Raw genomic sequence first — 26,978 nt, forward strand, 5'->3', positions numbered from 1 at the left:
TCCCTCGCGCCATCAGAGATGTGTATAAGAGACAGCCTCGAAGTCGGCGGCTCCACGCGGAAGTCGATGGAGTTCTATCAGGTGGCCGAGCCGGAGGTGAAGTCGCTCGCGAGCGAGACCGGCGAGCTCGCGAACCTCCTCGTCGAAGAGCAGGGGATGGGCGTGTATCTGATGCGCTCGAAGGGCGAGGAGGCCGTCGACCTCGACACCTACGCCGGGCGCAGGACCCACCTGCACACCACCGCGCTCGGGAAGGCGATCCTCGCGCACTTGCCCGAGCCCCGCGTCGAGGAGATCATCGAGCAGCGCGGCCTGGAACGGAAGACCCCCCGCAGCGTCGGCTCCCGCGAGGAGCTGTTCGAGGCGCTGGAAGAGATTCGCGACCGCGGGTACGCGATCGACGACGGGGAACGGCTCGAAGGACTGCGGTGTATCGCTGCCCCGATCAAGGACTCCGCAGACGAGGTGCTGGGCGCGATCAGCGTGTCGGCACCCGCCAGCCGCGTCAGCGACGACGACCTCCACGGTCGGCTCCCCGAACGCGTGCTCAGCGCGGCCAACGTCGTCGAACTAAACATCAACTACTGATCTGTGTTTCGATATTCAGAACATATTCCAAACGCGTTTTAAGCGAATATACGGACTCATTACAGCATACAGGGGAATTTCGACGATCGTATCCTGTTTCCGTGGGGAGAACTACAATTATGCGCGCGTGGTTGAAGCGCCGATCCTCCCCAGGTCGTTCTGCTCTTCAGAACTCTGAGTTGGGAGGGAGATCGCGTCACCGTTCCCGTCGAGCGACTGTCGCCCGGTGGGCCGTCGGGCCCCGAACGTCCTCGCGAGGTCGGTGCCGATACCCCTCGGATCGGTCGTCGACGACGAACTCCGCGGCGGGCCGTGAGAAGTGGGAAAACGCGTGAGACACGCGGAGCCGACGACCGGCTCAGTAGTTGTCGTAGACGGTCTTCTCGATGGTGTAGAACTCCAGCCCCGCGTCGCCCTGTTCGCGCCAGGTCTCCGACGAGGAGCGCTTGAACCCGCCGAAGGGGACGTGGAGTTCGAGCCCGGTCGTCTTCTCGTTGACCTTCACGACGCCGGCCTCCGCCTCGTCGATGAACCGGTTGGCCTCGGTGTGGTCGTCGGTGACCACGCTGGCCGAGAGCCCGTACTCGACGTCGTTGGCGACGTGAAGCCCCTCGTCGAAGTCGCTGACCTCGATGACGGCGACGACCGGTCCGAACACCTCTTCGCAGGCGATCGTGTCGTCGTTGTCGACATCGGTCAGGACGGTCGGCTCGACGAAGTGACCGGTCTCGACGGCGTCGCCGGTCGGCTTCTCGCCGCCGGCCGCCACCGTCGCGCCCTCGTCGCGGGCGATGTCGATGTACTCGAGCGTCGACTCCAGCTCGTCGGCGCTGACCTGCGGTCCCATCTCGTGGTCGGACCCCGGGCCGATGTCGATGGCCTCGGCCGCGTCAACGAGTTCGGCGACGAACTCGTCGTACACGTCCTCGTGGACGATCGCGCGGGAACACGCCGTGCACGACTGGCCGGTCGTGCCGAAGCCGCCGCTCGCGACGATCTCCGCGGCCTCAGCGGGGTCGGCCGAGTCGGTGACCAGCGTGGGGTTCTTCCCGCCCATCTCGGTCTGGACCCGCTTTCCGGCGTCCGTGGCCTGATCGTAGACCATCTGGCCCACCTGTCCGCTGCCGGTGAAGGAGACGGCGTCGGTGCCCTCGTTCGTAATGAACTCGTTGCCGACCGAGCTCCCCGGCCCGGTCACCACGTTGAGCACGCCGTCCGGGAGCCCGGCCTCGTCCAGGGCCTCCGTGACCGCGAGGACGACGCCCGGGGCGGCGCTCGCGGGTTTGATGACCACGGAGTTACCCGCGGCGAGCGCGGGAGCGAGCTTCCACGCGGGGATGGCGATGGGGTAGTTCCACGGGGTGATCAGCGCCGCGACGCCGACCGGCTCGTCGCGCGTATACAGGGTCGTGTCGCGACCGCTCGACCCTTTCACCGTTCCGCCGAGGTCGGAGGCCTTGCCCGCGAAGTAGTGGAAGATGTCTATCGCGCGCTGCACCTCGCCGGCCGCCTCGGGACGGGCCTTCCCCTCCTCCTCGACGAGCATCGCGGTGAGCTCGTCTTTCCGCTCGGCGAGCGTCGTCCCCGCCTGCCGGAGGATACGACCGCGCTCCGGACCGGGCGTGGCCGCCCACTCGTCCTGTGCGTCGGCCGCCGCCTCGACCGCCTCGGCGGCGTCCGCCGCGCCGGACTGCTGGTAGCTCGCTACCGTCTGGTCGGGAGCCGCGGGATTGTGTACCTCGAACGTCTCTCCCGTCTCCGAGGAGACCCACTCTCCGCCGACGTAGTTCTGATTGGGCTCAGTCACGTACGGGTCTTCGCGATCGACCCATACCATTCTTACGGTTTGAGCCACCCGCGAGCCGCCGCCGGCACTCTCCGAGGGGCGTCGTGGATCGAGAGGCGCTGCCGACACTCTCCGGGAGGCGTCGTGGATCGAGAGGCGCTGCCGACACTCTCCGGGAGTCGTCGCGGATCGAGAGGCGCTGCCGACACTCTCCGGGAGGCGTCGTGGATCGAGAGGCGCTGCCGACACTCTCCGGGAGGCGTCGCGGATCGAGAGGCGCTGCCGACGCCGCCGAGGGGCGCCGCCCGTCAAGAGACGCTGCCGACGCCGCCGAGCCGCGCCGTCCAATACACTTTTCCAGATAGCCGCGAACGTCGAGCCATGTCAGCCGCCGACTACCTCGGGACCGTGAGGGACCGAGACTGGGAGCAGTTGGAGTCGGGAACGCTCCGGATCGCGATGATCAGCCTCGGGTGGTGGACCCGCGAGCAGGCGATCCCCGCGGTCGAAGACTCGGAGTTCTGTGAGACCACCGTCCTCGTCAGCCGGAGCCGCGAGAAGGCGTCCGCGGCCGCCGCCGAGATCCCGACCGTCGAGGCGGCGCTCACCTACGAGGAGTTCACGGACGGCGAGGCGACCGACGAGTACGACGCGGTCTACGTCTGCACGCCGAACGCGCTCCACCTGCCGTACGCGGAGGCCGCCGCCGAGCACGGGAAGGCGATCCTCTGTGAGAAGCCCGTGGAGTCGACCCGCGAGCGCGCCGAGCGCCTCGTCGAAGCCACCGAGGAGGTGCCGCTGATGGTCGCCTACCGGATGCAGACCGACCCGCAGGTCCGTCGCATGCGCGAGCTGGTCGCGGAGGGCGCCATCGGCGACCCCGTGGCCGTCCACGGGAGCATGAGCCAGCAGATGCTGGAGACGGTCTCCGACGACGCCGACCAGTGGCGCCTCGACCCGGACCTGGTCGGGTACGGCGCGAGCGTGATGGACCTGGGTATCTACCCGCTCAACACCGCGCGGTTCGTCCTCGGCGCCGATCCCGTCAGCGTGACCGCCCAGATGCACTCCGCCGACGCCGCGTTCGGCGACGTGCCCGACCAGCACGCGGCCTTCACGATCCGGTTCGACGACGGGACGCAGGCGGCCTGCACGGCCAGCCAGCACGCCGCGTACACGGGACACCTTCGGGTCGTCGGGACCGATGGGGAGCTGGTCCTCGAACCCGTCTTCCTCGGACAGCCCGAACAGACGCTGACGCTCCACAGCGACGGTCGACGCCTGGAGGTCGCCGACGGCCGGCGAGACGTGATGCGCGACGAGATGACAGAGGAGTTCGACTACTTCGCCGACCGCGTGCTTCGCGACGCGCCGATCCACCCCGACGGCGACCACGCGCTCGTGGACATGCGCGCCCTCGAGGCCATCTACGACGCCGCCGAGACCGGAACCACGGTCTCGGTGTAGCGGGCCGGTCCACGACGGTCCGATAGACGACCGCCCCGCGCTACGCCGGCCCGTCCGACCCGACTCTCCCGTACGTCGAGGGTGCCCGACACCCCGTTCGCGAACGCGCGGCCCGGTAGCCGGACGACGCCGAACAGACCGGCGGGGAGCGGACGTCGACCGGCAGGCTCGGGTCGCGAGACGCGGCCTCCGGGCGGTCGTCGACTGCGACGACTGACCGCGACGGCTCGCCCCGCGATCGGGGCGGGACAGGACCCCATCCACAAGCTTTACTAGCGGGTTCAGGGATATACAGACGCTAATGGTCGATCACGCGAAGCTTCGCGACCCGAACGCGGAGTACACCATGCGGGACCTCTCGGCGGAGACGATGGACATCACCAACTCGCGCGGCGGTGTCCGCGACGCCGAGATCACGGACGTACAGACGACGATGGTCGACGGCAACTACCCGTGGATCCTCGTCCGCGTCTACACCGACGCGGGCGTCGTCGGCACCGGCGAGTCCTACTGGGGCGGCGGCGACACCGCCATCATCGAGCGGATGAAGCCGTTCCTCGTCGGGGAGAACCCCCTCGACATCGACCGGCTCTACGAGCACCTCGTCCAGAAGATGTCGGGCGAGGGCTCGATCTCGGGGAAGGTCATCTCGGCCATCTCCGGGATCGAGATCGCGCTCCACGACGCCGCCGGGAAGCTCCTCGACGTGCCCGCCTACCAGCTCGTCGGCGGGAAGTACCGCGACGAGGTCCGGGTGTACTGCGACCTCCACACCGAGAACGAGGCCGACCCGCAGGCGTGCGCCGCCGAGGCCGAGCGCGTCGTCGAGAACTTCGGCTACGACGCCATCAAGTTCGACCTCGACGTGCCGTCCGGCCACGAGAAGGACCGCGCGAACCGCCACCTCCGCAACCCCGAGATCGACCACAAGGTCGACATCGTCGAGGCGACCACCGAGGCCGTCGGCGACAAGGCCGACGTGGCGTTCGACTGCCACTGGTCGTTCACCGGCGGCTCCGCGAAGCGCCTCGCGGAGGCCCTCGAGGAGTACGACGTGTGGTGGCTCGAAGACCCCGTCCCGCCGGAGAACCACGACGTGCAAGAGCAGGTGACGAAGTCGACGACGACCCCCATCGCGGTCGGCGAGAACGTCTACCGCAAGCACGGCCAGCGCACCCTGCTCGAACCGCAGGCGGTCGACATCATCGCGCCCGACCTGCCGCGCGTCGGCGGGATGCGCGAGACCCGCAAGATCGCGGACCTTGCGGACATGTACTACATCCCGGTGGCGATGCACAACGTCTCGTCGCCGATCGGCACGATGGCGTCCGCGCAGGTCGGCGCGGCCATCCCGAACTCGCTCGCGCTGGAGTACCACTCCTACGAGCTCGGCTGGTGGGAGGACCTCGTCGAGGAGGACAACCTCATCGAGGAGGGCCGCATGGAGATTCCGGAGGAGCCCGGCCTCGGCCTGACGCTGGACCTCGACGCCGTCGGCGAGCACATGGTCGAAGGCGAGACGCTGTTCGACGAGGCGTAAGCCTCGTCGGGCTCGATAGACGAGCGGAGCGAGTCTATCGGTGTTCGACGAGGCGTAAGCCGGAGCGGGCCAGCAGCGCGAAGTGCTGCTTTGTTCGACGGAGCATCGTCGCCGAGTCCGCCTGACGGGGTCAGGCGTTGTTCGGCGAAGCGGAGGGCAACGAAACCGAGAGAGTACGAAGGTGACGCCCCGATCCGGCCGCCCCGTTGGCGGTACTCTTATAATGGCGTCTGCGTATCGGTGTGGTATGCGGTACTATCGACTCCCCGGCCGAAAGCACAGTTCGGGGTCCGACTCGCTCGTCGTCGTCGACGACGGCGACGCCTACGACCTGTCGACGGCATCGGACGACCTCGGATCGTTCACGCAGCTCGCTCGCGCCGCGAACGCGTGCGACGAGTCCGTCGACGCCATCGCTCGGAACCGGATTCCAGACGCGGACCCGGTGGAACTCGATCCCGACGACGTGCTCTTGCCGGTGACCCCCGACGAGGTGTGGGCCGCGGGCGTCACGTATCAGATCAGCGAACAGGCGCGCGAGGCCGAGAGCGGCAAGCCCGAGGTGTACATCGACGTCTACGACAGCGAGCGCCCCGAGATATTCTTCAAGGCGACGCCCTCGCGGACGGTCGGCCCCAACGACGCGGTCGGCATCCGCGGCGACTCCACGTGGGACGTGCCGGAGCCGGAGCTCGGCGTCGTGCTCCACCGCGAGGAGGTCGTCGGCTACACGATCGGCAACGACGTGTCGAGCCGGTCTATCGAAGGCGAGAACCCGCTGTACCTCCCGCAGGCGAAGGTCTACGACAAGTGCTGTTCGGTCGGCCCGTGCGTGGCGACCCCGGAGGTCGTCGACGACCCCCACGACCTCGGGATGACGCTCGCCATCGAGCGCGACGGCGAGGTCCTGTTCGAGGACTCCACGTCGACGAGCGAGATGGCGACCACCTGCGAGAAGCTCGTCTCGTACCTCCGGCGCCACAACGACCTCCCGGAGACCGTCGTCCTGCTGACCGGCACCGCGCTCGTGCCGCCGGAGTCGTTCACGCTCGCCGAGGGCGATCGGATCACGATCGATATCGACGAGATCGGACAGCTCGTCAACGGCACCGTCGGCGTCTGACGGCCCGCCGAATCCCCGCCGAGTCACGTGTCGCCCGCGCCCGAGTCACGCGTCGCCCGCGCCCGAGCCACGTGTCGCCCGCGATCGTGTCTCGGCGACGCCACCGCCCGAACCAATTCACGTCACTGAGCCCCTCAGATCCCAGATAGACGAGGTGAACTATCTGTTCTGTTTATCAGAACATCTTCGATCGAGTGTTCACGGTGTTTCCGTAATGGCGTTTTCGAACCCACTCCCGGTGTTAATCGGGCGTTTCACAGAACTCTATCAGTGTCGATATCTCTCGATGACCGTTCTGCGATGGAAAATAGATCGAGTGGCCGTGGCGCGGATGGGAATCGTCTCGCTCCCGAGATACTCGGTCTCTCGTCCGAAAGACGGCGCTACAGTGCTTTGAACAGCGCCGCCGAGAGGTATCGACCATAGACTATCAATCCGCTCGGCCGACGCACCAACGGAATGGCGTTCTGCCATTGAAAACCGTCTGTGTTACAAACGTAATGGTGTAATTTCGATCGGGCCTTCGAACACCCCGAAGACACCGAGGACGGAGACCGGAGAGCGTCATCGAGGGGGCGAGCCGTAGCCGACGTTCGTTCAGTCGATCTGTTCGACGTAGGCGTACTTGTCGGGGAGGGCGGCGGCGTCTTCCGGAAGGAGCGCGGCGACGAGGTAGTCGGCGTGCGCCCGGAAATAGTCGACGACGCGCGCGATCCGGTCCGAGTCGATCGCTTCGAGCGAGTCGAGCAGGACGAACGGGACCGTCTCGTGGACGTCGTGAACGAGGTATCCCGCGAGCGCGAACACGAGCCCCGTCACCTCTCGCTCGCTCTCCGAGAGGTGGTCGACCGTGTCCTCGTAGGCTGATCCGTCCGGCGACGAACGGACGATATGCAGGTCGAACCGGGTTCGCGTGACCTTGCGACGGCCTTCGCGGACCTCCGTCTCCCGGCGCTCGATCCAGATCCGATCGAGGTTTTCGTACTCCAGAATATCGAGCACGGTCCCCATGTGCTCGTTGAACTCCTCGACGGCGTTCTCCTCGATGCGGTCGACGCGCGTCCGCAGCTCCGTCAGCCGGTCGGCGAGCTCCTCGCGCTCCGCCTTCAGGTCCTCGCGGCGCTCGATCGCGGCCTCCCGTTCCTCGATCTCGTCATCGATCTCGTCGATCTCGTCTTCGAGCCGCTCGATCCGGAGCTCGATCCCGTTCGCCTCGCGGTGAAGCTCCAACGCCTCGTCGTACCCGTCGATGTCGATCGATTCCGCGTCGTCTTCGAGCTCCTCGATCTCGTCTCGTTTCGACTCGATCCGGGCTTCCAAGTCCGCGATCCGCGAGTCGGTCGACTCGATCTCTGTTTCGACCGTGTCGAGTCGCTCTTCAGCGCGCTCGATCTCGCGTTGCGCCTCGCGGATCGACGACTGCTGGTCGGTGAGCTCCTGAATCTCTGCGCGGATCTCGTTGCGTTCGTCGAGCTTGTCGGAGCGGAGTTCCCGGAGGCGGCCGAGGGTCGCCTCGATCTGGTCGGTCTCGACCTCGGACCCGCAGGTCCAACAGACCGTCTGGTCGTCCGCGGTCAAGGCGTCGGTCGGGTCGTCACCCGAGATTCCCTCGTCGATGTCGATCCCCGAGCCGTCCACCATATCTTCGTTGAACCCGATGACGCTCCCGAGTTCGTTGATGTCGTCGTCGAGAGAACGCTTCCGGCGGCGCAGTTCGTCGATGCGGCCGGCGAGCCGGTCCGCGTTCTTGTCGGGCTCTTCCGCCTCCTCGACCGTCTCTTGGAGTTCGTCGCGCTCCGCCTTCAGCTCCGAGAGCGTCGAGCGCTCCGTTTCGAGGTCGAACTCGAGGTCCTCGAGGTCGGACCGAGCGTCGCGGACCTGCTGGAACGCCTCTTCCATCTCCTGTTTGCGCGTCCGGCTCTCCTCGACGCCGGTATCGAGGTCGTCGAGTTCCTCCCGTACCGACTCGAGTTCTTCCTCCGCCGCCTCCAGCTCTTCGACCTTCTCGCGGCGATCCGCTTCGAGGTCGGGCAGGTCGCGTTCGAGGCTGTCGAGCTCCTCGATCTCGGACTCCAGATCGTCGCGTTCGCGCTTGCATTCGCGGATCTCCGCGTCGATCGACTCGGTGTCGATCGGGCGCATGATGATCTCGCGGAGATCGTCACCGCGCGCGACAGCCCGCCGCGCCTCGTTGTTCTCCAGTAGAAACGCGAACAGGTCGGCGAGCTCCGGGTCGTCGAGATACGGGTCGCCGCCGAAGGCGACGGAATCACCGCGGCGTTGCAGCGTCCGCGTGTACGTCTCGTCGCCGACTTCAAGGGTCACCTCGCCCTCTTCCGCGTCCCCCTTCAGCGAGCTCTGGCGGCTTCCCAGTCCGGCCATCAGTGCCTGCAAGAAGGAGGTCCGGTTTGTCGCGTTTCGCCCGGTCAGAATCGAGACGCCGTCCGAGAGGGAGACAGACGCCTCGTCGATCCCGCCGATGTTTCGAACATCAACGTGGACGGCGCTTTTCGAGGTTTGAGCCATCGATATAATCGGAAAACAACGCTCGTGGTGTTAAATCTATCCTTCACTCATCGAACCCCGGTATTTTGGGCCGGCTACGCCCGCACCGATCCGCCGGACCGAAGTCGCTCCCGATCGGCCGACGGAACCGAAAAGATAGAATATCCGGTGTTTCGGAAATACTCCAAGAATAAATAAGTATAACGGGGCGGGATTCCGAGCTGTCGAGTCGATCGGATATCGAGACGGTCCTCTCGAACGCGGTTGGGTCTCGACGATTCCGGCGATAGAGGCGTTCTGTGGTCGTCTCTAACGACAGCCTGACCCGCCGGTCCGAGCGAAGGCCGGGGCATCCGACCCAGTCGTCGGGAACATCCGTGTCATCATCGCCGGAACAGCCGAAAGCAGTGCTTTCCGGCCTCATATCTCTGGAGTACGTGTAACTCCGGCACCGAATCCGGTATCGAAGTGGGGAGAGGAGATCGACCCGTCGCACGAGACATGTCAGAATACAAAATAAGAAGTAAATCAGATATGACTGAGCAGGAGGCGGGGTCGGAGCCTCATCGACACCGGCGGCGGGCTCCTCGGCCCCACCGGTGATCGGTCGTCCGTTCGGCGGGACCGGCGACGAGCGATCCGAACCGCTACCTATCTCCCGGATCTCACACCGGATATGGATCGTTTCCAGAACACGGGACAGCCGGATTGGGACTGGTGGGGACGGGCGTGGCCGACGCCCGGCGCCACCCTCCGGCAGCTGGGGCTCGCGCCCGGAGACCGCGTCGTCGAGATCGGTAGCGGAAACGGCTACTTCGCGCTTCCCGCGGCGCGGATCGCCGATCCGGAGACGGTGTACGCGGTCGACGTCGACGGGTCGCTGCTCGGTGAGCTCGACGCGCTCGCGGCGGATCAGGCAATCGACAACGTCAGGACTGTCGAGGGAGACGCGCGAGCGCTTCCGAGCCTACTCCCCGAGCCCGTCGACGTCGCGCTGCTCGCGAACGCGTTCCACGGGATCGAGGACCGCGCCGCGTTCGTCGAGGCAGTCGCCGACGCGCTCGCCGTCGGCGGCCGGTTCGCGGTGGTGAACTGGCGGGACGTGCCGCGCGAGGAGACGACGATCGGTGGCGAGCCTCGCGGGCCGCCAACCGACCTGCGCCTCCCGCCGGAGGCGACTCGCCGGGCCGTGGAGGACGCGGGCGACCTGCGCCTCGTACGGGAGGTCGACCTTCCGCCGTACCACTACGGACTCGTCTTCGAGCGCTAAGGGAGACGCGTCAGTCCAGCGCCGACAGCGCCTCCGCCGCCTCGCGGGCCGCCTGCAGGTGGTCGCGGGCGCGCCGCGGGTCGTCCGTCTCCTCGGCCGCGCGGGCGAACCGGGCCAGCGTCCGCGTCAGCGACGCGCGGGCGTCGGCGACCGTTCCGGGTTCGGCGGGCTCGGTCGGACGGGTCGCGGTCGGCTCGTTACTCGGCCGCTCGGCGTTTGACGAGGGGGCGGCCGCGTTCGGGTTCGTAGCGTTCTGAGGCGTCGCGTTCCGACTCGCGTTCGGGGGAGTCGACTGCCCCGAATCCGTGGACGCCGACGCGTCTCCCTCTTTCTGCGGCGGGCTCTCGTCGCTCTCACCGGTTCTCACGACTGTTCGGGGCGCGTTCCCCGCCTCTCCCAGAGCCCCGTCCTGCGCGTTCTCCCGTGACCCGTCCTGCGCGTTCTCCCGTGACCCGTCCTGCGCGTTCTCCCGTGACCCGTCCTGCGCGTTCCCGCCCGACCCGGTCGCCTGACACGTCGGGCAGAACTCCTGGCCGTCGTGGCGGAAGATGGGATCGCCGCAGTCGTCGCAGTGGCGATTCGTCATCGTCGCGCCCTGTAACAGCAGCTCGGACATCCGCTGGGTGTGTTCGCGCTTCTGTTCGTCCTCCGCGAACTTCTCGCGGAGCTTCTCGCGTTCGGCCTCCTTGTCGAACCCGTCGCTCATACGCGGACGAACGTGACTCACGAGCAAAAGTCCGGTGGGCTCGAGACGAGGCGGAGCGAGGTAGGACGGGACGGGGCGGAGCGACAGCGATCGGAACCCTACTCCTCGGTTTCCGTGTGGTCGTCGGGGTCGAGCTCGCCGCGGTAGATCTTCGAGCCGTCCTGCGCGACCTGCCGGCCGAGCACCGCGCACTTCACGCGCATGGGGGAGATGTCGACGCCGAGCATCTCGGTGACGTCGTCGGTGTCGAGCTCCTCGAGCTCCTCGATCGACATCCCGTGGAGCCGCTCGGAGAGCATGCTCGCCGAGGCCATCGAGATGGCGCAGCCGTCGCCGGTGAACCGCACCGCGTCGATCGTCTCGCCCGCGTCGTCGAGGGCGACCTGCATCCGGATCGTGTCGCCGCAGGAGGGGTTCTCGCCGACGTGCGTGAAGTCGGGATCCTCGAGATCCCCGTAGTTGCGCGGGTTCTTGTAGTGGTCGAGGATCTGCTGCCGGTACATGTCCGATCCCAGTCCCATATCGACCTCAGGTAGGCCCGTGCGAGTCAAAAGGGTTCCGTCGATCGGACGGGCGGAGCGTCTCGGGCCCGGGCCCGGAGCGCTCCCTCAACGGAGCCGAACTCACTCCTCGGATCGGACCGTCTCCCGGAGGCCCGGCGAATCGGTGGAGGACGCCGATTCAGCGGGTCCGGACCGGCGGAATCCTCGCTTCGAGCCGAGCGTCCGGACCCGGTCGAAGATGCGCTCGTACTGTCCGCGGGTAGACAGTTTCCAGAAGTACGCGTCGGCGCCGGCGCTGAACGCCCGTGCCTCCACGTCTTCCTCGCGACAGGTCGTGTGGAACACGACGGGGAGGTCCTCGCCGTCGCGTCGGAGGCGCTCGACGAGTTCCACGCCCGACCCGTCGGGGAGCCGCTGTTCGGTCACGACGCAGTCGGCGTCGTCGACCGCGGCCAGCGCCGCCTCCACGCCCGTCACCGACCGGACCGACACCCCGTCCGCGAGGTGGGCCGCGAACGTCGCCAGGAGCTCCGCCGACCGCGGATCGGGTTCGACGTGGAGCACGTCGAGCCGAACGGCGCTCTCGTCGCCCGACCCGGCCGATCCGACCGGATCGGCCGGGTCGAGCGAGCCGGTCTGGACACCGGTAGCGGTGGGGGCAGTCGATCGGATCGGTTCGGATGGGTCGGACGGAGTTGACGAATTGCGGTCGGTCATAGGGAGGGTACGAACAACGGCTCGTCGATAGGCAACAACATGCGTTGTTATTTTTCTTCAGATACACGTTCAGCCGGTAGGATAATAATAGTGGTGCGATTGACGTTGTCACGACCCAGATCGAAAGATCGTCGCCGGTACACCGATGGAATCGGTCATCGAAACTCCACAACCACTCGGATGAAACGGGCGGAAGGCGCCGCCGGACCAGAGTTAAGACGACCCGCGGCGATCGATCTGTCATGCCGACAGCCTACGGCGAGTGGCCCTCTCCCATCGCCCCGGAAGACGTCGCCGAGGGCGGGCGAGCCGAGCCTCCGGCTGCTCGATCCGGATTCCGGCTCCGGCGACCCCAGTGACTCCGGCGAGTCGGTCACCCGCCTCCGCGAGTCCACCGACGACCCGCTCGATCCCGCGTACGTCTCGACGCCCCGGCCCCTAACCGTTCCCACCGGGGATTCGGTCGGGGTGGGCGACGCGGTCGCGTACGCGCACTACTACCCGCCACACAATCCTGACGTGACGGACCCGCCACACAATCCCGACGTGACGGACCCGCCACACAATCCCGACGTGACGGCTCCGGAGGGGGAGCGTCGCCCGCTCGTCGTCACCGTTCACGGCGGCCCGACCAGCCGGTCGGAGGTAGAGAGGCAGCTTTCCGCGCCGACGCGTACGCTGGCGGCGGCGTGACCGAACGGGACGCGGGAGAAACCCGGTTGCCGACGCGTCAGGCGTACTTCGCGACGACGTTGAGCACGTCGTCGAGCTCGTCGCCGTCGAGCGAGTAGCGCTCCTGGGCGAACACGGACCGGAGTTCGGTGCGGTCCTCGGGCAGGAGGTCCGCGATCTTCACCGCGGTCGGCACGTCGATCTGGTCGAGCTCGGTCAACTCTTCGACCAGCTCTCGGGACTCCTCGGCGTCGAGGTGGGCGAAGCGGTTGACGTGTTCGATCGCGCGTGCGAGCTCGTAGCGGAGGTCGCGGTCCTCGTCGTCCGCGCGCTCCGCTTCGATATCCACGAGGATCTCCTTCGCTTCGGAGGTGGTGACGTACTCCTCGTCGAGCTTCTCTTTGAATATCGTCATCTCGGTTCAGTTCTGCTGTGCGCTCATGTGGGCGGCGGCGACGATGAGCGTCTTCGTCTTGCCGCCGTCCGGGATCTCGACTTTGAACGCGGCGCCCTGCTTGCCGACCACCGTACCGGTGCGGCCGTCGAAGCGCGGGTGGAAGCGGCCCTTCTGGACGCTCGGGTCGATCTTGAGGTGGACCTGTGACCCCTCGTCGAACTCCTGGATCGCTCGCTGCGGCGGCGACGTGCCGCGGTCGCGGGGTTTGTTCGAGAGCTTGTCGCGGGTCGCCTTCTGGGGCCCATTGGAACTCGGCATGGTCTTGGGCGTTCTTCCGCTGCCGCGGTTATAAATGGTGCGTTACGGTCCTCGGAAGAGAGCCGGTACCACGGTCGTTCGGGAACCACCACGTCCCCGGATCTCCTCCGCTGCCGACGCACCAGTCCCGAGACAACCCCACGCGAGTCCCCCTTTCGAAAGGGCTAATCCCCTGACTCCCTACCCTATTCGTAATGAGTCACCAGCTGCCGGACGTCCAGGCGTCGGCGCCCGACGTCTCTGTCGGGCTCTCGCAGGTCGGCGTCACCGGCGTCGAGAAGCTCGTCAAGCTCGCGCGGGGGGACAAGCGACCCATCGTCCTCATGGCGGAGTTCGAGGTGTTCGTCGACCTCCCGAGCGGCCGCAAGGGGATCGACATGTCGCGGAACCTCGCGACGATCGACGAGATCCTCGAAGAGATCACCCGCGAGGAGGCGTACCGCGTCGAAGAGGTCTGCGGCGACGCCGCGGAGCGACTCCTCGAGAAGCACGACTACACCACCACCGCCGAGGTGTCGATGTCGGCGGAACTGGTCACCCGCGAGGACACCCCCGCGTCCGGGATCGAGACGCAGAGCACCGCGACGATCGTCGCCGGCGCCACCGCGACCGAGGAGGGCACCCGCGAGGAGATCGGCGCCGAGGTCACCGGCATGACGGTCTGTCCCTGCTCGCAGGGGATGAGCGAGTCGCGCGCCCGGGACAAGCTCGCCGAGTTGGGCGTCGACGAGGAGACGACCGAGGAGTTCCTCGACGCCGTCCCGCAGCCGGGCCACTCACAGCGCGGCCACGCGACGCTCACCGTCACCACCGACGGCCACCCCGAGATCGACCTCCGAGACGTGATCGACGTCGCCCGCGACTCGATGAGCGCCCGGATCTACAACATGGCGAAGCGTCCCGACGAGGATCACATGACCTACGAGGCCCACGCCGACGCGAAGTTCGTCGAGGACTGCGTCCGCGCGCTCGCCGAGGGCACCGTCGACGAGTTCGACCACCTCTCGGACGACGCCGTGATCCACATGAAACAATCGAACGACGAGTCGATCCATCAGCACAACGCCCACGCCGAGCGAGAGGTCCGGATGGGCGATTTGCGGGACGAACTGGACGCAAAGTAAGCGCGCGGCGGTCTCCGCCCGCTGACCGGTCAGGTCTCACCCGAACGTCAGCGGCTCCGCCTCCCCCCACTGCGGCTCGAACTCCTCGCTCACGCTCGCCGCGAACTCCGCGTCCTTCACGTCGATCATCGCGAACGGCTCGTCGCCGGAGAGCGGGTGCGGCACCTCGATACACACCTCGATCCCGTCGAAGACGGAGAAGGTCCCGTCGACGCCGTCGGTCGTGCGCACCTCGAACCCCTCCATGTCAGAGAGGTCGGCGGTGTACCGCCGGCCGACGCTCCGCGGAAGCTCGTCGACCGTCTCCGGCGACAGCAGCACGCGGATCTCGACGCCCCTGTCTAACGCGGCCTCCAACTCGTCGGTCACCCGCTCGCCGATCGTCCCGAGGTCGAAGCCGGTCGCCGGCGCGCCGGCGACGACGACCATCCGGCGCTCGGCGGCCGCGATCCGCTCTAAGAGGAGGTCGGTCGCGTCCTCCGCGCCGACTGCGGCGGTCCAGAACTGCCCGTCGACGGGCTCGCCCGCGTCGAGCTCCGTCGAGAGGTCGTCGACCACCTCCTCGTACTGCTCCGCCTGCGTCTCCAGCTCCCGCTTCTTCTCCTCCAACAGCCGGTCGAGCGCGGCGTCCGGCTCCACCGCGGCGTACTTCTTCGGCCGGCTGGCCGCCTGACTCCGGACCAGGTTGTGCTGCTCCAGGCTGTTGAGCACATCGTACACTCGCCCCATCGGGACCTCGCTGGCCCGCGAGAGGTCCTTCGCCGTCGTCGGGCCGGTGCGAAGGAGCGCGCGGTACGCGCGGGCCTCGTACTCGGAGAGTCCCAGGTCGCGGAGAGATGCCATACCGTCTCATCCGTCGGGACCCGTATAAACACGTCGCCGGTTTACTCGCAGCGGCGTCGGTCGTCGAGACGAACCGATCCCAAATCCGACCGAATACCGAACCGAAACGCTCCGGGCGGGAAACCGCGCGGTTCCGGGTCGCTACTCGGCCGTCTCGGAGACCCTGTCTCTTATACACATCTCTGAGCNGGCGCGTCCTCCCGATGCGCGTTCGGAACGACGACCTTCTCGTGGTCGGCGACCCGCCACGCGGCGCGGTGGAGGTCGCTGCCGGGCTCGTCGCCGACGGCGACGACCGTGGTGCCGCGGAGGAGCCGCCCCGCGAGGCTGCCGTACCCGGCGACCTGCACGCTCAGCCGCTCGGTGGCGCCGGCGAACGACCCCGCCGTCTCGCGGGCGACCGTCTCGTAGCGCTCCTCGCCCGTCAGCGCCGCCAGGTCGAGCAACGCGGTCGCCATCTCCACGTTGCCATCGAGCGGGCGGAAGGGGCGGTCGAGCAGTCCCGCTCCCGACCGCGGTCCGTCGACGAAGGAGCCGTCGACGCGGAGGCGGTCTATCGCTCGGTCCGCGACCGAGCGGGCGACCGCCGCGCCCTCGCCGAGCACGCCCGCGGCGCGGGTGTACGCGCTCACGACGCGGGCCGCGTCGGCGAGTAAGTCCGCCTCGCCGACCTCGTCGCTCCCGCGGTAGTGTGTCACCGCTCCGGAGTCGGCGTCGATCAGGTCGCGTTCGAGCCCGCCGAGGATCCGGTCGGCGTACTCGCGCGCGCGCTCGTCGTCGGTGTAGGCGGCGACCGCGAGCAGCGCGTCGGCCGCGAGCGCGTTCCCGCCCGCGAAGACGGTCAGGTCTCGGCGCGGCGAGTCGAGGTCCTCGCGGTCCGCGGCGGAGGCCGCGTAGTAGGCGCGCCCGAGCCCCGGACCGACGCTCCCGCCGACGCCGTAGCCGGTCCAGAGGTCGTCGGTGAGGAACTCGACCGCGTCGAGCGCGGGGGAGAGATACGCCTCGTCGCCCGTGTAGAGGTAGGCGTTCGCGAACGCCCGCGTGACGGCCGCGTTCGTGTCGATCGGCTTCTCGTAGGCCACGTCGCCCCAGTCGGGCGTCCCCGCGAACCGGAAGAAGCCGCCGGCCACGTCGTCTGCGAGGTGGTCGCGCACCGCGTCGAGCGTCCGGAGGGCGCGGTCGCGGTCGCGCTTCAGCGCGAACTCGACGGTCCGCGGGAGCGGGAACTTCGCGTCGGAGCCCCACCCGGCGTACTCCTCGTCGTACTTGGCCTCGATCTGGCCGGCGAGGTGGTTCTCGATCGCGTCCGTCAGCTCCCCGCTCGGCGGGAGGTCGGCGTCGAGCGCGCGCGGGACCCGGCCCGCCTCCCGTCCCTTGTCGGCCCACATCTGCCGGACCGACTCGAGCACCTGCCGCATCCCGTCCACGTCGAGGTAGCCCGCGCCGGTGAGCAGCTCGCCCTCGGGGGTGAGAAAGGCGGTCGTCGGGAACCCGCCCATGTTGTACCGCTCGCGCACCCGCGGGTGGCGGTCCACGTCGACGCGGACCGGGACGAACCCCTCGTTGACGTTGGCGGCGATCCGCGGCTCCGCGTAGGTGATCGCGTCCATCTCGTGACAGCCCTCACACCAGGTGGCGGAGAGCGAGAGGAGGATCGGACAGTCCCGCTCGTCGGCCTCGGCGAAGGCCTCGGCGCCCCAGTCGCGCCACTCGACGTGCGTCTCGTCGGTCATACCGACAGTCGGACCGGGCGGTGGGTAAGCGCTTCGAGAGCGGTAAGCGAAAGGCGGCTGGTCGGCGAGAGCGGCGACGGGTGAGAGGGGCGGAGAGAAGGGAGGGCGCGGTCGTCGGAGGGCGGAGGGAAGGGAGGGCGCGGTCGTCGGAGGGCGGAGGGAAGGGAGGGCGCGGTCGTCGGAGGGCGACGGTCGGTCGTCGCCGCGATGCGGTTCGGAGGGCGCGGCGGCCTCAGCGCTTGTAGTCGTGACCGAGCGCGAGCGCGAGCGCGTTCGCGAACAGCAGGCCGACGAACAGCTGCCCGGTGCCGCCGTCGAGCCCCGAGTACAGCAGCACGGGGTAGGTGGTCGGAATCGCGATCGCCGCCCAGAAGGCGGCGGCCTTCATCGTGCCGGTCATCAGTTCGGTCACCTGCCGGCCGGAGGCGAGGTGCGTGGGTGCGGGGATGGACATAACCACTTCACCCTACAACCGGTGACCCCATATAGCCCGTAGAGGGTTCGGACGATTTCACCACGTTTCTCACAGCCCGCCGACGTTTTAAAACCCACTCAGATGCGGTTTAACTCTTTATCGAGCCGCCTACTCTTTTTCTGGTGGTCGAGACGATCGTCGAACGGTGATTCGATCAGCGGCGATGAGAGCGTTCGACCGGAACGGGTCTCCGACCGAGGACGACGCCGGGTAGCACAGAGAGATCTTTGCGCCTACGGGAATCCCTTATACGGAGCCGTCGTAGCGACGCTCGTCATGACCGAACTCACGCGTCGAACGGCGATGTACGGCATCGGGACGGGAGGCGTCGTCGCGCTCGCCGGCTGTACCGACGAAGTCGATCCCGGCGCGGGAGACGGCGGGGACGGGAGCGACGGGGAAGACGGATCGGACGGCGGGGACGGCGAAGACGGCGGATCCGGCGTCACCGACACGGCGGTCCAGCAGGCCGGCGGCGCGCTCTCCGGGCCCGCCTGGGACCGCGAGTCGCGCCGCGGCTTCTGCGTGCTGTTCACCGACGGGGACGAGGGCCGGTGGCTGTTCGACGACGCTCCCGAAGCGGTCGGTGAGTTCGTCGAGGCGACCGACTTCTCGTCGTCCGTGCTCGCGTACGTCGAGTCGGTCGGCCCGACCACCTGCCACGACCGGATCGCGTTCGACGACGTCGGCGTCGAGGACGGGACCCTCGTCGCGGACGCGACCGTCGAGAACACCGCCGGCGACGACGAGGCGTGCGGCGAGGCGATCACCTTCTCCGGCGCGCTGCTCCGGGTCACCGCCGACCCGCTGCCGGAGTCGCTCCGGCTCTCGATGACGGACGGCTGGGGCGAGACCGCGGAGCTGACCGGCGAGGAGGGCGTCCGCGACCCCGACGCCCTCGACGGGTACGTCAGGCCCGACGGCGACCCCCGAACCGTGCCGGCTCCGCTCGACTGCGAGGACGACGCCTTCCAGCGCCATCCCCCCGCCTACTCCGACGGCGTCTCGTGGGGGTCCGGCGGCGGGGCCGGCGCGGACGGCGGAAGCGCCCTGGAGCTCCGCGTCGTGAACCCCGCGTCCGACGGGGACGACCCCGCCGAGGCGCTGACGTTCGAGCGCGGCGACGACGTGCGGTTCGAACTGACCAACGTCTCGAACCGCGAGGTGTACGTCGGAAACCACGGGAAGTACAACGTGGAGGTGTTCACCGAGGACGGGTGGACCGACGTGCGCGGCGCGGACGACGGGCGCTTCGGCTACACCGACGAGGCGATCGCGCACCCGCCGGGCGAGACCGTCGCGTGGGAGTTCGCGATGACGGAGTCGGGGCTCGTCGCCGGCGAGCACCAGCCCGAGGGGCTGCGGGTCTGTCCCGACCTGCAGCCGGGGCGCTACCGGTTCGTCTTCTTCGGCGCCGCCGATGTCGCGGTCGCGTTCGACTACGTCGGGTAGCGCGATCGCGGTCGAGCCCGTTCAGACGCGGATCTCGATCAGCAGGTCCGACTCGGGCGACTCGCCCATCACCGACCGGACGCGCTCCCACGAGAGCTCCGCGCGGGCGGTCACCGTCTCGGCCGCGATCGCGCCGCAGGCGTTGCCGACGAGCAGCGGCACCTGGTAGTCGCGCGGGTCGTGCGAGAAGCCGTCGCCGGCGGTTTCGGGGTCCCTGAGAGCCGTACCGAGGAAGCCGGCCGCGAACGCGTCGCCGGCGCCGACGGTGTCGACGGCATCGACGTCGAACCCCGGATGGGACACGTCGCCGTGGGGTGTCCGGATCGTCGCGCCCTCCTCGCCGAGCTTGATCGCGACCACGCGGTCGTCGGGCTCCCACGGGTCGATGTCGGTCGAGTCGGCGAGCGCGTCGGCCTCCGGGGCGTTCAGGAAGAGCACGTCCGTGGCGTGGAGCACGGCCTCGAACTCGCGGTCGCCGACGCGCCGCCCGGGATCGAAGCTCCGGGTCGTTCCGGCCTCGCCCGCGGCGGTCGCGAGCGCGGCCGCGGTCCCCGGCTGCTGGCCGGTGAGGTGGAGGTGGTCGGCCGCCGACAGCGTGTCGCGGTCGAGTTCGGCCGCGGTGAACGCCTCGTTGGCGCCGTCGTTCGCTAACATCAGTAACTCCCCGCTGCCGTCGACGATCGCGTACTTCACCGAGGTCGGGGCGTCCGCGTCGACGAGGACCTGTCCGGGGTCGACGCCGGCGCTCGCCAGTTCGCGGAGCGCCAGCGCGCCCGACTCGTCGCCGCCGACGCTCCCGTAGACGACCGACTGACCGCCGAGCCCCACGAGCCCGACCGCGACGTTCGCGGCGCTGCCGCCGCCGGACTGTTCGAGCAGGTCGATCCGGGTCTCCCCGTCCGGCTCCGGCAGCCGATCGACGTGGATCGTCACGTCCCAGTTGATGTGGCCGGCGGAGATGACCTTCGGGACGTGGCCGGACGACTCCGGCTCCAGATCGGGGTCGTCGACGGGGTCGTCGTCGTCGGTCTCGTCGCCGGCGGCGTCGCGGCCGTCCCGTCTATCGCCGCCCTCGCCGTCGCCTCCCTCGTCTTCCCTCTCTCCCGCCTCCCACTCGGAGACCTCCTCGTCCCACTCGGCGAGCTCCTCCTCCCAGTCGTCGGTCCCGTCGCGTCCCGCGCCCTCGCCGCTCATGGCTCGGCCCACGGCTCCTCGGCGCCCTCGCCGAACAGCTCCCGCATCAGCGTCACGATGCTCTCGGGCGGGAACTGGCCGTGCTCGGTGACGATCGCGTCCATGTACCGCGGCGGCGTCACGTCGAACGCCGGGTTCTCGACGTCGATCTCGCCGATCTCCTCGCGGGCCTCGGGGTCGACCACCTCGCTTTCGTCCCGCATCTCGATCTCGATGGTGTGGCCCGTCAGCGTCTCCGGGTGGAGCTTGATCGTCTGGGCCGCGGTCATGATCGGGACGCCGCGCTCGCGGGCGTTGACCGCGAGCCCCGAGGTGCCGATCTTGTTGATGACGCCGCCGTCCGCGGCGATCGAGTCGGCGCCGACGACGACGTGGTCGACTTCGTCGAGGTACCGCCGCGCCGCGGAGTCGACGATCAGGGTGACCGGCACCCCGGCGTCGCGGAGCTGTTCGGCGGTGATGTGGCCCTGCTGGCGCGGGCGCGTCTCCTTGACGACCGCCGAGATCGACTTCCCCTGGTCGACGGCGGCCTCGATACACGCGAGCGCGTCCGTCGAGTGGCAGTGGGTCATCACCGTGTCGCCGTCGGCGAGGCGGTTCGCGCCGACCTGCCCCAGGTCCTCCTGCGCGCGGTCGAGCTGGCGGACGAACGCGTCGCTCGCGCCGATCACGCTGCGGCGCAGCTCGTCGACCGTCTCTCCCTCCATCCGCTGGAGGACGTAGCGGAGGGCGTTCGGCAGCGACACGGCGGTCGGTCGGGTCTCGCGGAGCGTCCGCCCCGCGGCGCGCATCGACGCCCGGAAGGCGGTGGGGTCGCTCGCGGTCTCCCCGGACGCGGCCGCGGCCTCCGCCTGCTCGGCGAGCGCCTCCGCGGCCGCGGCCGCGATGGTCGCCGCGCCGCGGATCTCCATCGTCGCGATCGATTCGGCGGTCTCCCGGACCGGGGCCGCCGGCTCCGTGTCGGTCATACCGATCCAGTAGCCGGCTCGGTAGTTATAAATCCGGGCAAGGGGCGATCGGGTTACGAATCGTCGGCGCCCGGCTATCGTCCCTGCTACGAGCCGTCGGCGTCCGGCTGCTGGCCGTAGCTCTCGAACCGCTCCTCGACGGTCGCCATCTGCTCGTCGGAGAGCACGTGCGGCTCGCCCACCGCCGAGGCCCGCAGGTAGAGCCGACAGAGGTCCTCGACGTGGTGTGTGTTCTCGACCGCCGTCTCGACGTCGGGGCCGGTGACGACGAGCCCGTGGTTGGCGAGGATCGCGGCGTCGGAGTCGGCCTCGGCCATCGCGGCGACCACGTTCGCGGCCAGCTCCTCGGTGCCGTACGGCGCGTAGTCGGCCAGCGGGACCTCCCGGCCCACGGCGGCGATCATGTAGTGCACGGGCGGGAGCTTCCGGTGGAGCGTCGCCATCGTCGTCGCCCACGGCGAGTGGGTGTGGACGATCGCGCCCGGCCGGTCGTGCTTATAAATCCCCGTGTGCATCGGCACCTCGCTCGACGGGGCCATCCGGCCCGCCAGCCGCTCGCCCTCCAGCGAGACCACCGGCACGTCGGCCGCGTCGAAGGAGTCGTACGGGACGCCGGTGGGCGTGACCGCCACGGCGTCGCCGTCGCGAACGCTCAGGTTCCCGGTCCGGCCGGGCGTCAGGTCCGCGAGCGCCGGCGCGTGCTCGACGACCGCCTCGCGCGCGTCGCGAAGGCGGTCGGGGTCGACACCGGCGTCGGACTCCTCTCGGGTCACGCCGCCACCTCCGTCAGGTCGGCGAACGCGTCGAGCCGGTGGTCCGGGCGCCGGTCGCCGTCGAGCTCGTCGACGGCCGGCGTCTCGCCGTCGGCGACGAACAGGGCCGTGTCCATGCCGACCGCGTTCGCGCCGGCCACGTCGGCGCCGACGTTGTCGCCGACCATGAGCGCCTCGCTCGGCCGGAGATCGAACGCCGCGAGCGCGGTCGTGAAGGGGATCGCGCTCGGCTTCTCGCGGCCGACCTCCTCGGAGGTGACGAGCCGGTCGATCCGGTCGTCGATCGAGAGCCGGGAGAGCTTCCGAAGCTGGACGCGGGTCGTGAGGTTGGTCACCACCGCAATGTCCGTCCCCGCCTCGGCGAGCGCGTCGAAGACGCGTTCGACCCCGTCGCAGAGCTCGATCTCGGTCGCGTATCCCCCCCAGTACGCGTCACCGAGCGCGAGCGCGTCGGCGGCGTCGTGGTCGCCGGCGTGGTGCTGCAGCGCGCGCTTGAAGTAGATGTGCCGGTCGTGGGAGGCGGCGGTCTCGCGGGTCTCCCGCTTCGTCTCCCGCCGCGCGGTCGCGTACAGCTCGTCGAACGTCTCGCGATCCATCTCGTATCCCCGATCGCGGAACGCCGCGAGGGCGGCCCGCTTGCCGGCCTCGTTGCAGGGGGCGTACGGATACAGGGTGTTGTCGAGGTCGAAGAACACCGCCTCGTAGCTCATGGACGCACTCGGTCGGGCTGCGACTTAAGAGTGGTTCGACGGGGCGATCGCACCGATACGGGTCATCGGCCGTTCGTCTTCCCGTCGCGCCGATCGCGTTCCCTCGCCGTCGGGTCGCGCTCCTCCGGGTGGCCGTGCCCGCCGCCGCCGGGCGTTCGGATCGAGACGGTCGTACCGGCCTCGATGTCGACGGAGGCCTTCGCGGGGACGGGCTCGCCGTCGACGAGGTTCTCACCGGTCGCGCCGTCTTCGCCGCCGTCGAGCCCCGCGGGAGCGGTCCGCCGCCGCTCCGTCAGCAGCGACACGGCGGCGTCGGTCTCGACGGCGACGGTCCGTTCGAGGCCCAGTCCGCCGCGGTGCCTGCCGTCGCCGCCGCTCGACGGGCGCAGGGCGTACCGTTCGACCCGGAGCGGGTACTCGATCTCCATCGCCTCCGCGGGCGTGTTGAGCGTGTTGGTCATCCCGACCTGCACCCCGTCCATGCCGTCCTTGTCGGGGCGGGCTCCGAACCCGCCACCGATCGTCTCGTAGTAGGTGAACTCGCCGCTCCGGTCGCCGATGATGAGGTTGTTCATCGTCCCCTGTCCGCCCGCCGGAACAGAGTCGGGAACCGCCGCGGCGACCGCCGCCAGCGTGACGTCCATGACCCGCTGGCTGGTCTCGACGTTGCCCCCGACGACCGCGGCCGGCGGCTCGGGGTTGAGCACCGACCCCTCGGGCGCCGACAGGGACACCGGCTCGTAACAGCCGTGGTTCGGCGGGATGTCCGGGTCGGTTATCGCGCGGACGACGAAGTAGACCGCGCTCTTCGCGACCGACAGCGGCGCGTTGAGATTCCCCGCAACCTGGTCTGCGGTCCCGGCGAAGTCGACGTCGATCGAGGCCCCGTCGACGGCGACGGCCACCTCGATCGGCACGTCGTCGTCGGTGACGCCGTCGCCTTCGAGGACGTCTCGCGCCCGGTACGTGCCGTCCGGGAGCGCCTCGATCTCGGATTCGACGCGCTCGCGGGAGTAGCCGATGACCGCGTCGAACGCGTCGATCAGGGCCGAACCGTGTTCGTCGAGCAGCTCGCCGACCCGCGTCTCCGCACGCGCGTTCGCGGCGCGCTGGGCCCGGAGGTCGGCCTCGCGCTCGTCCGGCGTCCGAACGTTGGCCCGGATCAGGTCGTGGACCCCCTCGTTCGGTTCGCCGCCGTCGACGAGCCGGACCGCGGGCAGTCGGAGCCCCTCCTCGTAGATCTCCCGTGCCCCCGGCGGCATGCTCCCCGGCGCGCTGCCCCCCACGTCGGCGTGGTGCGCCCGCGACACCGCGAACCCGATCACCTCGTCGTCGGGCGCTATCGTCGAGACCAGCGTGATGTCCGGGAGGTGCGTCCCCCCCGCGAACGGGTCGTTGACGACGAAGACGTCTCCCGGCTTCGGCTCCTTCCCGAGGACCACGTCGACCGCGTCGGGCATCGCGCCGAGGTGGACCGGGATGTGCTCCGCCTGCGCGACCATGCGGCCGTCGGCGTCGAAAAGCGCCGTCGAGCAGTCCTGCCGCTCCTTGATGTTCGGCGAGTAGGCCCCGCGGATGAGCACGTGCCCCATCTCGGTCGCGACGCTCTCCAGCTGGTTCCGGAGGATTTCGAGCGTCACCGGGTCGATCCCGTCTCGCTCTCCGCTCGGCTCGGCGGGACCGTCGGTCACGCGTCGCTCACCCCCGCGATCAGCGCGCCGTCGTCGCGCACCCGAACGCCCCATCCGGGCGGGACGACGACGGTGCTCTCCGTCCCCTCGACGACGGCCGGCCCCTCGACGGGGGACCCCGCGGTAGACGGGCTCACCGTCGGTGAGCCCTCGCCCCCGCGCCGCGGCGACAGCCGATCCCGCTCGTAGACGGGCGTCTCGCGGATCTCACCCGCGAACGCCGCCTCGCGGGTTCCAGACAGCGGATCGCCGTCGGCCGCGTACTCGATCGACGGCGCGTCTCGTCCCACCGTGGTCGTCACCCGGCAGTTCACCAGATCGACCGGTTCGTCCGCCCGGTAGCCGTACGCCGCCTCGTGGGTCGCCGCGAACCGCTCTCGGGCGTCCACGGGATCGAACGGTCGAGCGACGTCCACGGTGAGCTCGAAGCTCTGCCCGGCGTACCTGAGGTCCGCGGCGCACCGCACCGTCGCCGCGTCGGAGTCGCTGATCTCCGCAAGCAGCTCCTCGGACAGCGCCTCGTACACGGCGTCGACGTCGTCCGGATCGAGCTCGGAGAGCGGACGCCGGTACGTCCGAACCGCGTCGCGCTTCTCGTCGGCCGCGAGCAGCCCGTACGCGGACAGGACGCCCGACGCGGGAGGGATAACCACCCGGTCGATGTCGAGGCCGTCCGCGATCGCGATCGCGTGCATCGGTCCGGCACCGCCGAACGCGACGAGACCGAACGTCCGCGGGTCGTGCCCCCGCTCGACGGTCACCGAGCGGATCGCTCGGGTCATGTTCGCGTTCGCGACGCGGTGGACCCCGCGAGCGGCCTCCAGCGCCCCGGACAGTCCCGCCTCCTCGGCGAGGCCGGAAAGCGCGTCGTGGGCGGCGTCCTCGTCGAGCGACAGTTCGCCGCCGAGGCTCGTGCTCGACCCGATGTATCCCAAGACGAGGTTCGCGTCGGTGACGGTCGGCTCCGTCCCGCCCTTCCCGTAGCACGCGGGACCGGGGTCGGCCCCGGCCGATCGCGGACCGATCCGGAGCGCGCCGCCGGCGTCGACCCACGCGATCGACCCCCCGCCCGCCCCGACGGTCTCGACGTCGACCATGGGCGTCTTGACTGGCCGCTCGCCGATCACCCCGGTCGTCGTCCGTTCGGCCTCGCCGTCGCGGACGAGGCTCACGTCGCTCGACGTGCCGCCCATGTCGAAAGTGACGAGCCCCTCCCGCCCGCCGGTCTCGCCCGCCGCCATCGCGCTCGCGCCCACGACGCCCGCGGCGGGGCCCGAGAGCACGGTCGTGACGGCGTTCCGCCTGACGGTGTCGGCGTCGGTGACACCCCCGTTCGACTGCATGATCCGCGGCTGGGGCACGCCGAGGTCCCGCGCGCGTTCGGTGAGACGGCCGACGTAGCGGTCGATCGTCGGCCGCACGTACGCGTCGACGGCGGTCGTCGACGTGCGTTCGTACTCGCGGAACTCGGCGAGCACCTCGTGCGAGGCCGACACGGGCACGTCGAGCTCCTCCCGAAGCACCTCCGCGACGCGCTTCTCGTTCTCCGGGTGCGCATAGGCGTGCAGCAGCGAGACCGCGACGGACTCGGCGTCCGACTCTCGGATCCGCTCGGCGATCGCGCGCACCTCGCCGTCGTCGACGGGGCGCTCGATGCCCTCGGTCGTCGCCCGCTCGGACACTTCGAAGCGGCGGCGCCTCGGGACGAGCGGCGTCGGCTTCTCGGCGCCGAGGTCGTACAGCGACGGCCGGTCCTGTCGGCCGATCTCCAAGACGTCTCGGAACCCCTCGGTCGCGACGAGCGCGGTCCTCGCGCCGTCCCCCTCGAGGAGCGCGTTGACCGAGACGGTCATCGCGTGCGAGAACTCGCTCACGCTCTCCGGGTCGACCCCCGCCTCCGCACAGGCCTTCTCGATCCCGGCGATCACGCCCTCGCTCTGGTCGGCGGTGCTCGGGACCTTCGCCGTCACGAGGTCGCCGTCGAGCGACAGCGCCACGTCGGTGAACGTTCCGCCCACATCGACCCCGATCCGCCTCGCCCCCATTAGACCACCCCGGACACGTCGGAGATCGTTCGGGATCCGACCCACGCGTCGATCGGGAACGCCGCGGCGATCGGCAGCGGGACCCCGTCGACGGCCCGTGCGAACGCGACGATCCCGCCCGGGCCCTCGTCGGGGCGGCCGGTCAGCACCTCCGACGTGTCCTTCGCGTCGCCGTCGAGAGACGCGGCGGCTCGATCGGTCGGCATGGTCACTCTCGTCACCGGACGGACTTAATATCGGCCCCGATCCGCTCTCGGGACGCACACCGACCGCACGGAGACGGCTGGCGGCCCCGTTCCCGTCGTCCGATACCGCGGCCACCACGGCCGTGACGTGACCGCGGTCCGCGGCGGCCGAGGCGAGCCCGGCGCACCGCCG

The 26,978-nt window shown here is 69.4% G+C and carries 25 protein-coding genes; 8 read left to right on the forward strand and 17 right to left on the reverse strand.

The genetic code is table 11. The features are described 5' to 3' along the window. On the forward strand, positions 1-588 hold a 588-nt coding region (gene xacR / locus C471_RS05270; RefSeq protein ID WP_049908998.1), incomplete at its 5' end, for an HTH-type transcriptional regulator XacR. A gap of 358 nt (positions 589-946) precedes the next feature. On the opposite strand, the gene xacF is transcribed toward xacR, so the two are convergent. After that, positions 947-2,395, reverse strand: coding sequence for a 2,5-dioxovalerate dehydrogenase (xacF, locus tag C471_RS05275; protein WP_049908999.1), 1,449 nt, complete (start codon positions 2,393-2,395; stop codon positions 947-949). Between the two features lie 360 nt (positions 2,396-2,755). Here xacF and gfo6 point away from each other — a divergent pair, with 360 nt between their 5' ends. From gfo6 to C471_RS05290, 3 genes are all read left to right on the forward strand, one after another. After that, positions 2,756-3,841 carry a D-xylose 1-dehydrogenase Gfo6 gene (gene gfo6, locus C471_RS05280; RefSeq protein ID WP_004047010.1) on the forward strand — a complete coding sequence of 362 codons (1,086 nt, stop codon included), beginning with the start codon at positions 2,756-2,758 and terminating at the stop codon, positions 3,839-3,841. A 301-nt stretch (positions 3,842-4,142) separates the two neighbouring features. After that, positions 4,143-5,381, forward strand: a complete 1,239-nt coding sequence (locus C471_RS05285; protein WP_004047011.1) for a mandelate racemase/muconate lactonizing enzyme family protein — start codon at positions 4,143-4,145, stop codon at positions 5,379-5,381. 247 nt (positions 5,382-5,628) lie between these two features. Beyond that, positions 5,629-6,504 carry a fumarylacetoacetate hydrolase family protein gene (locus C471_RS05290; protein ID WP_004047012.1) on the forward strand — a complete coding sequence of 292 codons (876 nt, stop codon included), beginning with the start codon at positions 5,629-5,631 and terminating at the stop codon, positions 6,502-6,504. 597 nt (positions 6,505-7,101) lie between these two features. Here C471_RS05290 and C471_RS05295 read toward each other — a convergent pair. Beyond that, positions 7,102-9,030, reverse strand: coding sequence for an archaea-specific SMC-related protein (locus C471_RS05295; protein WP_004047013.1), 1,929 nt, complete (start codon positions 9,028-9,030; stop codon positions 7,102-7,104). A 655-nt stretch (positions 9,031-9,685) separates the two neighbouring features. On the opposite strand from C471_RS05295, the gene C471_RS05300 reads away from it, so the two are divergent. Further along, on the forward strand, positions 9,686-10,279 hold the full coding sequence (locus tag C471_RS05300) for a class I SAM-dependent methyltransferase (protein WP_004047014.1): 594 nt from the start codon (positions 9,686-9,688) through the stop codon (positions 10,277-10,279). 10 nt (positions 10,280-10,289) lie between these two features. On the opposite strand, the gene C471_RS05305 is transcribed toward C471_RS05300, so the two are convergent. The 3 genes from C471_RS05305 to C471_RS05315 form a co-directional block, all read right to left on the reverse strand. Next, complete coding sequence (locus tag C471_RS05305; protein WP_004047015.1) at positions 10,290-10,985, reverse strand: Sjogren's syndrome/scleroderma autoantigen 1 family protein; 696 nt, start codon at positions 10,983-10,985, stop codon at positions 10,290-10,292. A 98-nt stretch (positions 10,986-11,083) separates the two neighbouring features. Next, positions 11,084-11,506 carry a Fe-S cluster assembly sulfur transfer protein SufU gene (gene sufU, locus C471_RS05310; RefSeq protein ID WP_004047016.1) on the reverse strand — a complete coding sequence of 141 codons (423 nt, stop codon included), beginning with the start codon at positions 11,504-11,506 and terminating at the stop codon, positions 11,084-11,086. 102 nt (positions 11,507-11,608) lie between these two features. Beyond that, complete coding sequence (locus C471_RS05315; protein WP_004047017.1) at positions 11,609-12,205, reverse strand: response regulator; 597 nt, start codon at positions 12,203-12,205, stop codon at positions 11,609-11,611. 180 nt (positions 12,206-12,385) lie between these two features. On the opposite strand from C471_RS05315, the gene C471_RS17975 reads away from it, so the two are divergent. After that, positions 12,386-12,898, forward strand: coding sequence for a hypothetical protein (locus tag C471_RS17975; protein ID WP_239638622.1), 513 nt, complete (start codon positions 12,386-12,388; stop codon positions 12,896-12,898). 37 nt (positions 12,899-12,935) lie between these two features. On the opposite strand, the gene C471_RS05325 is transcribed toward C471_RS17975, so the two are convergent. Further along, a complete protein-coding gene (locus tag C471_RS05325; protein ID WP_004047019.1) occupies positions 12,936-13,292 on the reverse strand; it encodes an RNA polymerase Rpb4 family protein in 357 nt (118 codons plus the stop codon). Positions 13,293-13,298: 6 nt separating this feature from the next. Beyond that, on the reverse strand, positions 13,299-13,592 hold the full coding sequence (locus tag C471_RS05330; RefSeq protein ID WP_004047020.1) for a 50S ribosomal protein L21e: 294 nt from the start codon (positions 13,590-13,592) through the stop codon (positions 13,299-13,301). A 194-nt stretch (positions 13,593-13,786) separates the two neighbouring features. Here C471_RS05330 and mptA point away from each other — a divergent pair, with 194 nt between their 5' ends. After that, complete coding sequence (mptA, locus tag C471_RS05335; protein ID WP_004047021.1) at positions 13,787-14,716, forward strand: GTP cyclohydrolase MptA; 930 nt, start codon at positions 13,787-13,789, stop codon at positions 14,714-14,716. Between the two features lie 36 nt (positions 14,717-14,752). On the opposite strand, the gene C471_RS05340 is transcribed toward mptA, so the two are convergent. From C471_RS05340 to C471_RS05350, 3 genes are all read right to left on the reverse strand, one after another. Beyond that, the gene (locus tag C471_RS05340; protein WP_004047022.1) at positions 14,753-15,559 is read right to left on the reverse strand and encodes a TrmB family transcriptional regulator; all 807 of its coding nucleotides are present in this window, start codon (positions 15,557-15,559) and stop codon (positions 14,753-14,755) included. A gap of 170 nt (positions 15,560-15,729) precedes the next feature. Then, positions 15,730-17,292, reverse strand: coding sequence for a DUF255 domain-containing protein (locus C471_RS05345; protein ID WP_004047023.1), 1,563 nt, complete (start codon positions 17,290-17,292; stop codon positions 15,730-15,732). A gap of 232 nt (positions 17,293-17,524) precedes the next feature. Then, complete coding sequence (locus tag C471_RS05350; protein ID WP_049908992.1) at positions 17,525-17,746, reverse strand: hypothetical protein; 222 nt, start codon at positions 17,744-17,746, stop codon at positions 17,525-17,527. A gap of 297 nt (positions 17,747-18,043) precedes the next feature. Between C471_RS05350 and C471_RS05355 the strand changes: the two genes are divergently transcribed. Next, a complete protein-coding gene (locus tag C471_RS05355) occupies positions 18,044-19,219 on the forward strand; it encodes a hypothetical protein (protein ID WP_004047024.1) in 1,176 nt (391 codons plus the stop codon). 21 nt (positions 19,220-19,240) lie between these two features. Here the strand turns inward: C471_RS05355 and C471_RS05360 are convergent, their stop codons facing one another. From C471_RS05360 to C471_RS05390, 7 genes are all read right to left on the reverse strand, one after another. Further along, a complete protein-coding gene (locus C471_RS05360; protein ID WP_004047025.1) occupies positions 19,241-20,413 on the reverse strand; it encodes a carbohydrate kinase family protein in 1,173 nt (390 codons plus the stop codon). Then, entirely contained in the window at positions 20,410-21,381 is a 972-nt protein-coding gene (locus C471_RS05365) for a ribose 1,5-bisphosphate isomerase (protein WP_004047026.1), read from the reverse strand. Before C471_RS05365 ends, C471_RS05360 begins: the two co-directional genes overlap by 4 nt. Before the next feature lie 86 nt (positions 21,382-21,467). Next, on the reverse strand, positions 21,468-22,154 hold the full coding sequence (locus C471_RS05370) for a class II aldolase/adducin family protein (RefSeq protein WP_004047027.1): 687 nt from the start codon (positions 22,152-22,154) through the stop codon (positions 21,468-21,470). Beyond that, positions 22,151-22,864 (reverse strand): HAD family hydrolase, encoded by a 714-nt coding sequence (locus C471_RS05375; RefSeq protein WP_004047028.1) that lies wholly within the window; start codon positions 22,862-22,864, stop codon positions 22,151-22,153. Before C471_RS05375 ends, C471_RS05370 begins: the two co-directional genes overlap by 4 nt. A gap of 62 nt (positions 22,865-22,926) precedes the next feature. Beyond that, positions 22,927-24,555, reverse strand: a complete 1,629-nt coding sequence (locus C471_RS05380) for a hydantoinase B/oxoprolinase family protein (RefSeq protein ID WP_004047029.1) — start codon at positions 24,553-24,555, stop codon at positions 22,927-22,929. Beyond that, positions 24,552-26,600, reverse strand: a complete 2,049-nt coding sequence (locus C471_RS05385; RefSeq protein ID WP_049908995.1) for a hydantoinase/oxoprolinase family protein — start codon at positions 26,598-26,600, stop codon at positions 24,552-24,554. The genes C471_RS05380 and C471_RS05385 overlap by 4 nt, the downstream gene beginning before the upstream one ends. After that, positions 26,600-26,806: a hypothetical protein gene (locus tag C471_RS05390; protein ID WP_004047031.1), complete on the reverse strand. Its 207-nt coding sequence runs from the start codon at positions 26,804-26,806 to the stop codon at positions 26,600-26,602. Before C471_RS05390 ends, C471_RS05385 begins: the two co-directional genes overlap by 1 nt. Between the last annotated feature and the right edge of the window lie 172 nt (positions 26,807-26,978).

Origin of the sequence: Halorubrum saccharovorum DSM 1137 (genome assembly GCF_000337915.1) — an archaeon.
Taxonomy (GTDB): domain Archaea; phylum Halobacteriota; class Halobacteria; order Halobacteriales; family Haloferacaceae; genus Halorubrum; species Halorubrum saccharovorum.